Origin of the sequence: Cognaticolwellia mytili (assembly GCF_002104475.1) — a bacterium.
GTDB classification, from domain to species: Bacteria; Pseudomonadota; Gammaproteobacteria; order Enterobacterales; family Alteromonadaceae; genus Cognaticolwellia; species Cognaticolwellia mytili.
The window spans coordinates 22,853-35,893 of record NZ_NBOF01000005.1; the positions used below are offsets into that span (position 1 = coordinate 22,853).

Below are 13,041 nucleotides of genomic sequence, written 5' to 3' on the forward strand. Positions count from 1 at the left end.
GCAATTATCGCAATTGTTGGGTACAAATTGCAAGCATGTAAGGTGAAAACTCCATCATACAGGCAAATTAACTTAAAATCGTTCGGTAACTATGCGTGGAGTAACAAAAATTAGCAGTTCTTTTTTCTCATTAAAATTACTGCTACTCCTAAAAAGCCAACCAAAATATGGAATATCACCTAAAAATGGCACTTTAGATACAGAGTTTATGATTTGCTGCTGATAAATACCACCAAGTACTATTGTTTCACCATTATTTACCAATACTTGAGTACCAATTCTTTGTGTATCAATTGCTGGTGCTGAGTCACTTGAAACTTCTGATATGGTATCTTGCGTTACCACCAAGTCTAAAATAATTCTATTATCCGGCGTAATATGTGGTGTCACGGTTAAGCTTAATACTGCTTTTTTAAACTGTGTTGAAGTGGCACCACTAGACGCTGCTTCTTGGTAGGGAATTTCAACGCCTTGTTCTATGTAGGCTTCTTTCTGGTTTGCGGTAGTGATACGTGGGCTTGCAATAATTTCACCTTTATTTTCTTTTTCCATGGCACTCAATTCGAGATCCAAGATAGTGCCATCAGCTAGGCGTGCTACTTGAAATGCGATACTACCCGCAGGGCTCGTCACTGGTAAATTAACGTTTAATCTGTCTCCTAATGAAGGTAAGGTGCCGTTGTTAGCACTTTCTGCTCCACCTAAAGAACCTGATGTAGCAAAATCACTGCCAGTATTTGTTACTCCCCAACGTATGCCAAGGTCTTCTTTAAGGTTATCTTTTACGGTCACCATGCGTGATTCAATAATCACTTGTCGTACAGGAATATCAAGTACTGTCACCATCCTCTTAATAGCTTCAATACTATTAGCCGTATCACGAATCAATAAAGTATTGGTACGTTCATCAACACTGGCACTGCCACGTAAAGATAAAATGCTGTTATCTTCATTTTTTATTAAGGACGCAAGCTCTACTGCTTTAGCATAATTTATTTGTACATATTCTGAATACAAGGGTGCCAATTCTTCAGCTTGCTGTCTTGTCTGTAAATCACGCGCTTCACGAGCAGCCAGCTCATCGCTGGGTGCTACCATTAAAATATTGCCTTCCATGCGTTTATCGAGGCCTTTGACTTTTAAAATAATATCAAGTGCTTGATCCCAAGGTACCCCCTCAAGCCTTAGCGTGATACTACCGGTAACCGTATCACTAGTGACTAAATTGAAATCATTATAGTCAGCAATAATTTGCAACACAGTGCGTACCGAGATGTCTTGAAAGTTTAACGAGATTGCTCTGCCACTAAAGTCTTCATCATTAAGGTAGTTATTTTCTTCTGTTCTAGCTGATACTACTAATGAAAACACTTCATTAAGTTGTTGATATTCAAATTCAAAATCACCATTAATATCAACTACTAAACGCGCATTACGCCCTTCTTTAAAGGTTTCTACGCCGGCCACCAAAGTGCCGAAATCACTAACATCTAATTTATAAATGAATTCATCAAGTATTTCTGTGTTATGAAATTCAATATAAAGTTTGCCGAGTTTCTCGCTAACATCAACAGCAACCTTGCTATCAATTAGCGTAATTAGAAGCTGTGCTTCATTCTGTTGGCTACGTCTAAAGTCAATATCATCAATTTGATTAATAAAACCATCACGCAAGGGAATAAATTGTGTTACTGCTCTATTCACTTTGCCCGCATTCAAGGTTAAAGCAAACATATTATTCTTTTGGCTAATATCAAACCCCAATAACTGGTTTAGATTCACCGTTGCAACAACTTTTCCTGCTAACTTTTCCACCGTAATATTTTTCACACTAGCATGCTCAATTAACGTGTAAGCAACATTAGCGTTGTAATGCTCTGCATTAAAAACTATTTTCACCTGCGACAAAGAAGTTGATACTTTTGGCTCATAATTTATTTGTTGAGAAAACTCAAAAAATATTTTAATTTCATTAGGTTGAATAGTATTATAAGAGATGTTCGATAATGTGTTAGCCCGAGAAGTCGTAGAGAATATACAGCAAAATAATATGGTAATTAATATTACTTTTTTATGATCTTCTAACGTGCTCTCAAACTTTAGTTGTTTAAATAGTGCCATTACCTTTCTTGCTCCTTTACGCTTGTTTCCGTCATGGCAACGACAGTCTCGCGCTCCACCCAGCAGCCAGTATCATCTGGTACTAGCTCTAACAATGTCACTTTATCCTGGCTTACTGCTGTAATACGGCCATGATATAACCCCACATAGCTGCCAACAGCGACTCTATGCAAAGACTTATCAGAGGCTTCAACTAACGCCCAAGTGACCCCCAACTCTCCCAACGTGCCACGCATCACTAAATCACTGAGAGAAAATTTTTCTAACGGCTGCTTTTTACGACTAAGATCAGGGTTTAAACAACCTGATCTTTGCTGAATTTTTTCTTGCATTACTTCCGGTTTTGGCACGTCAAATGGGCTTCTACTCATTTGTGCTGAATAATCGAAATGATCAAACACCGTTACTGCAGGCATCGGGGCAATATGCGTAGTTGTATTTGCTTGTACGCTAGTAATATGAGCTTTCAAGTCACGAGTGTCATTAAAGCAACTAGCCAAAGACACAGTCAAAACCAACGCTATCCTTTTCATCATTGTGGCGTTTCCCGATACCGATAAGTTTTAGCGTGTAAGGTTAATTTTAGCTCTTCTGGGCGCGTGCCGATTAAATTTATACCAAAATCATGTAAAGTAACGATTCTTGGCAAACCAGCAATTCGACTAACAAATTGACCAAACTCGTGATAACTGCCTAACACCTCAATATCGATTGGCAATTCAATATAAATTTCTTGCTCAATTTCTGGCTGCCAGTTTAGTTTAACGAAATCCAGCCCGGACGTTGTACCAACAAAGGTAATGTCGTCTAATAAACCTGGTGTTTCATGACTTTCAGGTAAACTTTTTAACTGATTAGCAAACATAGATTCAGCTTCAAGCATTTGCTGCTCAAACAACTCCAGATTCGCCGCAATATGGTACTTTGCTTGATACTGCTGTTTTAGCGTTGCTTCCTCTGACTTGACTCCTTCTAATTCAGTAATCTGATTACTAATGATCAGAGCGTAACCAAGGCCAGTGATTAGTACGACAATAAATACTGATAAAAGCACTTTCGCAGCTTTTGGCCATTGATTGAGGTTATCTAATTCTAGACCACTAAATTGATCAATAAACTCCGATAAATTAACCTTCACTTTAACGACCCCTGATTAATAGAATCGTAATGGTTGAGCAACCCTTTTATTCGCACTCGCATTTTAAAGTCACTGAGCAATTTACTTTTGGCGTTATTAGCGGTAATTGATTCTAGTACCGCATCATCAAATAAACCTGAACGCTCGATTTTTCGAATCATATTAGCCAGATGGTTATTAGACTCACTTTTACCAATAATATTTAAGCTATTATCTTGCTTTTCTAAACGTGTTAAATAGATACCATTAGGCACAATGTTAGCAATCTCATTTAATACCTGTGTACCAACATTGCGGCTACGCTGCAATTGTTCAACAACATTAATCCGCTTTTCTAGCTCTTTTTTCTTTTCATTTAATAACTTTATTTTTACAATCCGTAAATCTAATACTTCAATTTCATCTTTAAGAAATTGATTACGTTCATTTTGCCCATCAATGCGCATTTGGTAAAACTGGCTGATCAAAAACACTACAACCAAAGCCCCTAAAGCGACGACAGTGAGCGCAGTAAAAAATGCCCGTTGCTTAGCTTTTTCAATTTTTTCACGCCATGGTAATAAATTTATATATGCCATGGAACAAAGCTCCTTAGCGCTAAACCCGCAGAAACCATAAAGCGTGGTGCAGTTTTAGCCAACTGCGCTTTATTAATTTTATGAGAAATTTCCACACCGGCAAATGGGTTTGCAATCACGGTGTGAATAGCCAGCTCCTCTGTTAACAATAGCTCAAGCCCTTCGACTAACGCACTACCACCAGAAATCACAAGATAGTCGATTCTATCCTTGCCGCTACTAGTTAAAAATATTTGAATGGCGCGACGGACCTGTTGTATGAGCACGGTGTGAAAAGGTGCTAACACTTCAATGGCATAATTTTCCGGCAACTCACCAGCTAATTTTGCCAATTCAGCTTCTTCAAATGACTTACTGAAATGAGCGGCAATTAAGCGGGTATATTGCTCACCGCCGAATAACTGATCACGGCTATAAATGTGATTACCCGCTTCACTGACAGAAAATAATGTCATGGTTGCACCTAAATCGACTGTTGCAACAACCTTATCAGCAGCATCATTTGGTAATTGGCTTAAAATTAAGTCATAAGCGCGACTTATCGCGTAAGATTCCACATCAATAACTTTAGCATCAAATCCTCCTGCCTCTAAAACCGCAACACGTGCTTCGACTGACTCAGTACGCGCCGCACTGAGTAAAACATTTACCTTACTCTGATCAGACTCATTTATATCAAGGGGTTCAAAGTCTAAGCTAACTTCATCAAGTGGGTACGGGATCAGACTATCAGCTTCAAATTCGATTTGGCTGGCTAATTCTTGCTCATTTAGCGCTACATCCATATAGACAATTTTGGTGAACACCGTTTTTCCAGAAACAGCTGAGGCGGTATGATTAACAGCTGAGGAAATTTTTTTGCGAATTTTCGCAATGACTTTACCTACCGCATCAAGATCTTGAATTTCTCGATCAACGATAGCACCGCGAGGCATCACTTCAACTACAGCAGCTTCAAGTACATAACCGTTATCATTTTGGTTTAATAGCACTGCTTTAATAGAGTAGGAGCCAATATCAATTCCGACAATTAAGGGCGCTTTCTTTTTCCATAAACCACTTAACATAAAAGCCTACTTGCACAGTTTATTATTACAATATTAGGCATAAAATTCGCATAAATACATTTCTTACCTGCTTTTACACGATATACTAAATACATTACGCCATTTTTCTCACATTTAATGAGCATCTGTTTGTGTTTTCTATTAAAAAATTATTAAAAGCAACATCCGTATTGATATTTATCGGTATATTGGCATTGGCTGGACTTTATTTTTCAATGCGAGAAAGTTTACCTAGTGTTGATTCACTTCGAGATTTACAGTGGCAAACGCCAATGCAAATATTCAGTGCTGACGGTAAGCTAATTTCACAATTTGGTGAAAAAAAACGTATCCCGCTAATGTTAAATGAATTCCCCCAACAACTGATAGATGCCATATTAGCCACTGAGGATGATAGATTTTATCTTCACTTTGGTGTTGACCCCATTGGTATGGCACGAGCCGTTATAGGTCAACTTACTGGCCAAAATAAGGGGGGCGCCAGTACGATAACTATGCAGGTTGCACGTAATTTCTTTTTAACTAGAGAACAAACTTACATACGAAAAATTCGTGAAATATTTATTTCTTTTCATATTGAAAGTCTATTAACCAAAGATGAAATACTTTCGCTTTATATGAACAAGATTTCACTTGGACACCGTTCATTTGGTTTTGGTGCCGCTGCGCAAGTCTACTATGGCAAAGATGTTAATGACTTGACCTTGGCACAAATTGCCGTGCTTGCCGGCTTGCCAAAAGCACCCTCAACAATGAACCCAATTAGCCGCCCTATTCGTGCTAAAAATCGTAGAGCTGTGGTACTCCAACGTATGTATGTCGCTGGCTATATTGATTCACAGCAACTATCTACCGCTAATACGGCACCTATTACAGCTAAAAAACACGGGGCAGAAATTGAGTTAAATGCCCCTTATATAGCGGAGATGGCCCATCAAGAGATGATTGAGCGTTTTGGTAAAGAGGCTGCATATACTGGTGGCTACAAAGTTTATACTACCGTTCCTTCAAAGCTACAAGAAGCAGCCAAACAAGCCGTTATCGATAATATTTTTTCTTATGATCAGCGTCATGGCTATCGTGGCCCCATCACTTCATTACGACCAGATAGCAAAAAGAAAACTAATGGGTTAGCTAACCAAAACTCTGTTGAAAGTGAAACCTCAGCGCTTAGCGACGATGAAATCACACAAGCGCTGCGTAGAGTGAAAAGCTACCAATCATTAGTACCTGCCGTTGTTACCAACGTTAATGAGCAGTCAGTCAGCGTGCAACTTAAAGATCAAAGTTTAATAACACTTAATTGGTCAGGATTATCTTGGGCTAGAGAGTTTCTAACCGATGATAAGCAAGGAGTTCCACCTAAGACTGCAAGCGATATTTTGCAAGTCGGCGATGTTATTATGGTTGCACGGTCAGTAAACGGCTATCGCTTAAGCCAACTCCCTGATGTTAGCTCAGCACTCGTTTCCCTAGCTACCGACAATGGCGCTATTCAAGCCGCAGTTGGTGGTTTTAGCTTTGCACAGAGTCAATTCAACCGCGTTACACAAGCAAAGCGCCAAGTTGGCTCTAATATTAAGCCTTTTATTTATTCTGCCGCATTAGACAGCGGCTACACCTTGGCGTCAATTGTTAACGACGCACCAATTAATCAGTGGGATAGAAGCTCTGGTGTTGTTTGGCGCCCTAAAAACTCACCACCTATATATAACGGCGAAATCCGCTTACGTTTAGCATTAGCGCAATCGAAAAATGTTATTGCTGTACGTTTACTACGAGATGTAGGCTTAGATAAAATTATTCCTTACTTAGCCTCTTTTGGTTTTGATCCCGATGATCTACCTCGTAATGAATCACTCGCGCTGGGTTCTGCATCATTAACACCGTTGGAAGTCGCAACTGGCTTTGCTAGCTTTGCTAACGGTGGCTTTTTAATTGAACCTTACTTAATCGAACGCATTGAAGACTCTTTCGGAAAAGTGCTATTCCAAGCGAATCCAGCTATTGCTTGTAATGATTGCACTACCACAGTTGGTGATGCAACGGTAACCGCTTCAGAAGATGGCATAGCAAAGCCACTTGCTGATAGCCAACTCTCTATCGACACTACTAACCCCATTATTATCAAGCAAGCAGAACGCGTCATTAGCGCGCAAAATGCTTTTTTAGTCACTGAAGCACTTAACTCCGCTATTTGGGGAGCAGATTGGAATATCAAACCATTTTGGATAGGTACCGGCCATCGTGCTAAAAAATTGAAGCGCAAAGATATTGCCGGCAAAACAGGTACTACTAATCAAGGTAAAGATGCTTGGTTTTCAGGCTTTAGTCGCCGAGTAGTGACAACCTCTTGGATTGGTTTCGATAATCCAAGCCGTAACCTGGGGCGTACAGCTTACAATAGTAATTTAGGTAAAGATCAAACAACTAATGGTGAATCTGGTGCTAAATCTGCTCAACCTGCCTGGATAAGCTATATGAAGACAGCTCTAGCAGAACTTCCCGTCGAGCCATTTGAGCAACCATCATCATTAATATCAGTTCGCATAGATAAAGCATCGGGCAAGTTATCGACAAAAGCGGATAGATCGAGTGAGTTTGAGTATTTTGAATTGGGTACAGCACCAACAGAATATATTAGCCAAGATAATAGTAGCGAAATCTGGGATGGAAATAATAATGATGACAGCTCTGACGAAGATATATTTGATTAATGACTAATTAATCATTCTAAAAGTTTCGTTAGATAACTCCGCAAATGATAATTTCGTTATCATTTGCGGTATTCTCTGAAAATATCACACTTTTTTTCGAACATTACAATTCAATTACAATTGCATTTTCCTGACCATTTAGTCAACTCAATAAATACGATAACATATTGTTTAATAAGATTTAAAACACAAAAATCACAACAAAAAAAATAGCTGTTGGCAACCCCGTCTTATTATCTTAATGCCCTTATGTTTCAAAAACATGAAAGTGCGAGTGAAAACTTTCACAACGAAAGAAAAAAAACTTTCGTTTTGTCTGTCGATCGCCTAAAATTGCGCTCCACAATCGGAATACCGAAACTAATCTTTACAAATCGTCATACTTTTAGGAGCGAATTCGCTATGGCAGCTTTAGAAAACTCAATTGATTTATCTTCATACGGCATCACAGACGTTGCTGAGGTTGTTTACAATCCGTCTTATGAGTTGCTTTTCGCTGAGGAAACAAAATCTGACCTCACCGGTTTTGATAAAGGTGTCGTTACTGAATCAGGCGCTGTTTCAGTAGATACTGGTATATTTACGGGTCGTTCACCTAAAGATAAATACATTGTTCGTGATGACACAACACGTGATACTGTTTGGTGGTCCGATCAAGGTAAAAACGACAACAAACCAATGACTCAAGAAACTTGGGATAGCTTAAAAAGCTTAGTGACTAATCAACTATCAGGTCAGCGTCTATTTGTTGTTGATACTTATTGTGGTGCAGATGATGCTACACGCTTAAAAGTACGTTTTATTACTGAAGTTGCATGGCAAGCTCATTTTGTTAAAAACATGTTTATTCGCCCAACTGATGCAGAATTAAAGGATTACGAGCCTGATTTTATCGTCATGAATGGCGCAAAAACTACTAACCCAAATTGGCAAGAACAAGGTTTAAACTCTGAGAACTTTGTTGCATTTAACTTAACTGAAAAAATACAACTTATTGGCGGTACATGGTACGGCGGCGAAATGAAAAAAGGTATGTTCTCAATGATGAACTACTTACTACCTTTAAAAGGCATCGCTTCTATGCACTGTAGTGCTAACGTTGGTGCTGATGGCGACACAGCAGTATTCTTTGGTTTATCAGGTACGGGTAAAACTACATTGTCTACTGATCCTAAACGTCAGCTAATTGGTGATGACGAACATGGTTGGGACGAAAATGGCGTATTCAACTTTGAAGGTGGTTGTTATGCAAAAACCATTAACCTAAGTAAAGAGAATGAACCTGATATTTACAACGCAATACGTCGCGACGCATTACTAGAAAACGTAACAGTTGATAGTAACGGAAAAATTGATTTTGATGATAACTCAAAAACTGAAAACACGCGTGTTTCATACCCTATTCACCATATAGATAACATTGTTAAGCCAGTATCTCGTGCTGGCCATGCAAAAAAGGTTATTTTCTTAACTGCTGATGCTTTCGGTGTATTGCCTCCCGTTGCTAAATTGACTCCAGCACAAACAGAATATTACTTTCTATCAGGCTTTACTGCTAAATTAGCTGGTACTGAGCGTGGTATTACTGAGCCAACACCAGCATTCTCAAGCTGTTTTGGTGCCGCATTTTTAAGCTTACATCCGACACAATATGCAGAAGTATTGCGCAACCGTATGCAAGCAGCAGGTGCTGAAGCTTATTTGGTAAACACCGGTTGGAATGGCACAGGTAAACGTATTTCAATTAAAGATACACGTGCTATTATTGACGCGATTTTAGACGGCTCTATCGATGATGCTGAAACGCAAGTATTGCCATTATTCAACTTAGATATTCCAACCTGTATTAATGGTGTTGATAACAGCATATTAGATCCACGCGACACTTATGCGGAGAAAGCTGAGTGGCAAACTAAAGCTGTTGACCTAGCTAATCGCTTCGTTAATAACTTCGATAAGTTTACTGACACTGATAACGGTAAATCACTAGTTGCTGCCGGACCTAAACTTTAATTTGGTTTAAGCATGGTATTAGTTATTTTTAATTAACTAAATACATTCTTATGCTCATATAGCATTGTGATCTAGCGTTCATTGCACATTAAAAAGCCATCGTAAATACGATGGCTTTTTAATAACTAAAATTTAATAGTTATTAATATCAATCATGGCTGATCGGCAAGCACACTTTCGCACTTAAACCACCTTCTTGCCTATTTGAAAGTTTTACGCGGCCACCATGGGTATCGACGATACGCTTTATAATTGCTAAACCCAAACCGCTACCTTCTGTACCTCTGGCTTTGTCACCTTGAGTAAATGGTTGAAAAAGACGCTCAATATCTTTTTCTGGAATACCCGGGCCTTGATCACAAACACAAAAACAAATTTCTTTTTTACGCTCATCATATGAGCTCGAAATGACTATTTTGCCATCTGAATAGCGTAATGCGTTCTGAATCAAATTAGCTAAAGCACGTTTCATAGCAACATAGCGTAAAGCTAGCTTAGGTAAAGGTTGCGCTTCAAATTCAATTGCACGATCTAGGATACTTTCAGATTGCACAACATCATCAATCAAGACATTAATATCAGAAAGCACTGCCTTGTCTTTGCTATCATGTCGAATATAATCAATAAATTGATCAATGATGGTGTTCATATCATCGATGTCACCTTCGATACCATCTTTTAGAAACTCATCTTGTTGGGAGATCATTTCAGTCGCCAAGCGAATACGCGTTAGTGGTGTACGTAAGTCATGAGAAATCCCCGCCATCAGCAAATTTCTATCATCTTCAAGCTGCTTAATTCCTTTCGACATATGATTAAAAGCCTGAGTTACTGCAACAATTTCAGTTGTTCCTCGCTCGCTTAACGGCTCAGGAAAGTCGCCACGACCAACATCATGTGCAGCACTTTGCAAAGCACCCAACGGACGGTTAAGCTGACGAACAAATAGCCAACCACCCATGACACTTAAAATACCTAGAATCATTAATACTAAAATAAGTGGTGAAAAATTTTCTTCTTCTAAGCCATTAATTGGTATTTTAACCCAGTAATCTGGCGCTTGCGGTGGTCGAATCCAAAAAAGGTATTCATCACCTTGTGATATACGTACCTCTGCAGGCCCGCCAAGTAAGTTAGACATTTCAGCTGAACGAAAAGCGTAATATACGGCGTCTTGCAAGCCAAGTTTCATTGCAGCCGCTTCACGGTAGACCCCAATTCCGGTTTCTCGTGTAAAAGCATCTCCCATTGCAGGGCTTAGCTCTTCTTCAGCAATATCAATAAAGACAACACGGACTTGCTTCGCTAATAATTGATTCACTTGCTGCGCATTAGGTTGAATGATATATATCGACATCGATATAAAGGACACCACCTGATTAATTAACAGCAAAACACCGATTAATAGCACCGTTTGGCCGAAGGCACTGCGTGGCAATATTTTCATAAACGTCTACTAGATAGAATTATTTCAAAGCTAAAGATCAAGCAACTGATTTCCCTTCGGGAACAAAAACATAACCTAAGCCCCAAACCGTTTGAATATAGCGAGGCTTGGCTGGATCTTCTTCTAACATTCGACGTAGTCGAGATACTTGCACATCAATACTACGTTCTAATGCTGAGTAATCTCGGCCACGAGCCAAATTCATTAATTTATCTCGAGACAACGGTTCTCTTGGATGTGTGATCAAGGCTTTTAATACCGCAAACTCACCACTAGTTAGTGGCATATTAACATCACCTTTAAGCATTTCGCGAGTAGCAAGATTAAGCTGATATTCACCAAACGAGATAACATTTTCTTCTTGCGATGGTGCTCCTGGTGCTTCTTGAACACGACGGCGTAACACAGCCTTAATACGTGCAAGTAATTCACGCGGGTTAAATGGCTTTGGCATATAGTCGTCAGCACCAAGCTCTAGCCCGATGATACGGTCAACTTCATCACCTTTCGCCGTTAGCATCACAATAGGAATATCATTTGAATTTTGTCTCAAACGTCGACAAATAGACAAGCCATCTTCGCCCGGTAACATAAGATCAAGTACTAGCAGATGAAAGTTTTCTCGCTCAAGCAATCGATCCATTTGCTCGGAGTTTGCAGCACTTCGTACAACAAATCCTTGCTCTACCAAATAGCGTTCCAGTAAAGCCCGTAAACGCATGTCATCGTCTACTACCAAAACCTTCGGTGTTTCATGTCCCATAATGCTTGTTCCATTTTTATTTTTAACTTAGCTTAACTATAAGCTATATTAAGGTGAATTTAAAAAACTGTTCTGTATCAGTCCAGTAGCATTTGTTACAAATTATGTTACTGATTAACCATACGAAGGTATAGAATTATATCAACTTTCCTACATTTCTCCCCCGCAAGCTTCAATATCGCAATATAAAAACTAATTAAGTCGGTAAGATTATCAGCCATTATCACAATGGTCAGAACTTAGCATTGTTAGAATGCTTACTTTCGTGATGTATTGTGGGAGAATGGCCCAATGAGAGTTTGGATTTATTTTCACAAAGCACCTATTCGAGTTTTGCTAATTAGCAAAAGGCGCCGTCTTGTGCAAATTAAGCGCAGTATGTTAAAAGTAAAAGTTGCCCTAGCCCAAGAAAAAGTTGAAACAAGAGAAATGCTTAGCATCTACAAACGCTATACAAAACGTCAAGCAAGCGCGGAAGAAATGCGCATTGCTAATCAGCAATTTATTGATGTATTAAAAGGGCTGGGTCTTGGTGTATTTGCTGTATTACCTTTTTCCCCTATTACCATACCCATTATGATAAAAGTTGGCCGTATGGTCGGTGTAGAAATACTGCCCAGCTCATTTATCGAACAAAAAAAAAATGAAAAGTGATTGTAAATTATTTCAAATAATTAATAGCTTGCTCTGTAACGCATTGAGTAAAACTTTTTTGCCGCTCAGCCCGAGAAAGTGAAGCAACAGCTTTAGTTACTAAAGCCATTTTTTGCTGTTTATCTTCAGCTGACAAATCAGATAACTGCTCATGAAAACAACCCATTAACCCATAATTTAAAGCAATATCTGACTTAGCCGATGCCCCCGCTAAGCACTCAATTAAATTTTCGGCTAAAACATTTCGATCAACTTTAGTGATCAAGGCTTTAATTGTTAAACTACTGTCTGTCTGCTTTTGTTGCTGGCAACTAAAATACATATCAGCAACAGCAACAATTGGAATAAGTTTTTCATGTTGAGCGCCAAAACGATCCTTAAGCCATTGATCCATATTTAGCTGCTGAGAGGTTTGAGCATACATCGGCATACTAAAAGCTAAACACATGCACGTTAGCATGGTGCTAACACCCGTATTTTTCATTATTAAAGCAATTCTTGCCATAATGTTATCCTTTAAGTGGCTTGGATATATAATATAAA

Annotated in this window: 11 protein-coding genes; 3 read left to right on the plus strand and 8 right to left on the minus strand. The window is 39.0% G+C overall.

What is annotated here, in order from left to right:
- Positions 1-72: 72 nt before the first annotated feature.
- Genes B7C41_RS15805 through B7C41_RS15825 form a run of 5 tightly spaced genes read right to left on the minus strand, consistent with a single transcriptional unit; the run spans position 73 to position 4,904 of the window.
- A complete protein-coding gene (locus B7C41_RS15805) occupies positions 73-2,121 on the minus strand; it encodes a type IV pilus secretin PilQ (RefSeq protein WP_085299937.1) in 2,049 nt (682 codons plus the stop codon).
- The gene (locus B7C41_RS15810; RefSeq protein WP_085299938.1) at positions 2,121-2,657 is read right to left on the minus strand and encodes a pilus assembly protein PilP; all 537 of its coding nucleotides are present in this window, start codon (positions 2,655-2,657) and stop codon (positions 2,121-2,123) included. Before B7C41_RS15810 ends, B7C41_RS15805 begins: the two co-directional genes overlap by 1 nt.
- Complete coding sequence (locus B7C41_RS15815; RefSeq protein WP_169712446.1) at positions 2,654-3,259, minus strand: type IV pilus inner membrane component PilO; 606 nt, start codon at positions 3,257-3,259, stop codon at positions 2,654-2,656. The genes B7C41_RS15810 and B7C41_RS15815 overlap by 4 nt, the downstream gene beginning before the upstream one ends.
- The gene (locus B7C41_RS15820; RefSeq protein ID WP_085299939.1) at positions 3,256-3,837 is read right to left on the minus strand and encodes a PilN domain-containing protein; all 582 of its coding nucleotides are present in this window, start codon (positions 3,835-3,837) and stop codon (positions 3,256-3,258) included. Before B7C41_RS15820 ends, B7C41_RS15815 begins: the two co-directional genes overlap by 4 nt.
- Complete coding sequence (locus tag B7C41_RS15825) at positions 3,825-4,904, minus strand: pilus assembly protein PilM (RefSeq protein ID WP_085299940.1); 1,080 nt, start codon at positions 4,902-4,904, stop codon at positions 3,825-3,827. Before B7C41_RS15825 ends, B7C41_RS15820 begins: the two co-directional genes overlap by 13 nt.
- Before the next feature lie 131 nt (positions 4,905-5,035).
- Here B7C41_RS15825 and B7C41_RS15830 point away from each other — a divergent pair, with 131 nt between their 5' ends.
- Together B7C41_RS15830 and pckA are read left to right on the plus strand one after the other, a co-directional pair.
- Positions 5,036-7,621 carry a penicillin-binding protein 1A gene (locus B7C41_RS15830; protein ID WP_235839748.1) on the plus strand — a complete coding sequence of 862 codons (2,586 nt, stop codon included), beginning with the start codon at positions 5,036-5,038 and terminating at the stop codon, positions 7,619-7,621.
- A gap of 402 nt (positions 7,622-8,023) precedes the next feature.
- Positions 8,024-9,634, plus strand: coding sequence for a phosphoenolpyruvate carboxykinase (ATP) (gene pckA / locus B7C41_RS15835; protein WP_085299941.1), 1,611 nt, complete (start codon positions 8,024-8,026; stop codon positions 9,632-9,634).
- A 148-nt stretch (positions 9,635-9,782) separates the two neighbouring features.
- On the opposite strand, the gene envZ is transcribed toward pckA, so the two are convergent.
- Both envZ and ompR read right to left on the minus strand, forming a co-directional pair.
- On the minus strand, positions 9,783-11,081 hold the full coding sequence (gene envZ, locus B7C41_RS15840) for a two-component system sensor histidine kinase EnvZ (RefSeq protein ID WP_085299942.1): 1,299 nt from the start codon (positions 11,079-11,081) through the stop codon (positions 9,783-9,785).
- Positions 11,082-11,118: 37 nt separating this feature from the next.
- The gene (ompR, locus tag B7C41_RS15845) at positions 11,119-11,844 is read right to left on the minus strand and encodes an osmolarity response regulator transcription factor OmpR (protein WP_085299943.1); all 726 of its coding nucleotides are present in this window, start codon (positions 11,842-11,844) and stop codon (positions 11,119-11,121) included.
- 291 nt (positions 11,845-12,135) lie between these two features.
- On the opposite strand from ompR, the gene B7C41_RS15850 reads away from it, so the two are divergent.
- Complete coding sequence (locus B7C41_RS15850) at positions 12,136-12,498, plus strand: hypothetical protein (protein WP_085299944.1); 363 nt, start codon at positions 12,136-12,138, stop codon at positions 12,496-12,498.
- 7 nt (positions 12,499-12,505) lie between these two features.
- Here the strand turns inward: B7C41_RS15850 and B7C41_RS15855 are convergent, their stop codons facing one another.
- On the minus strand, positions 12,506-13,003 hold the full coding sequence (locus tag B7C41_RS15855; protein WP_085299945.1) for a hypothetical protein: 498 nt from the start codon (positions 13,001-13,003) through the stop codon (positions 12,506-12,508).
- Positions 13,004-13,041 lie beyond the last annotated feature (38 nt).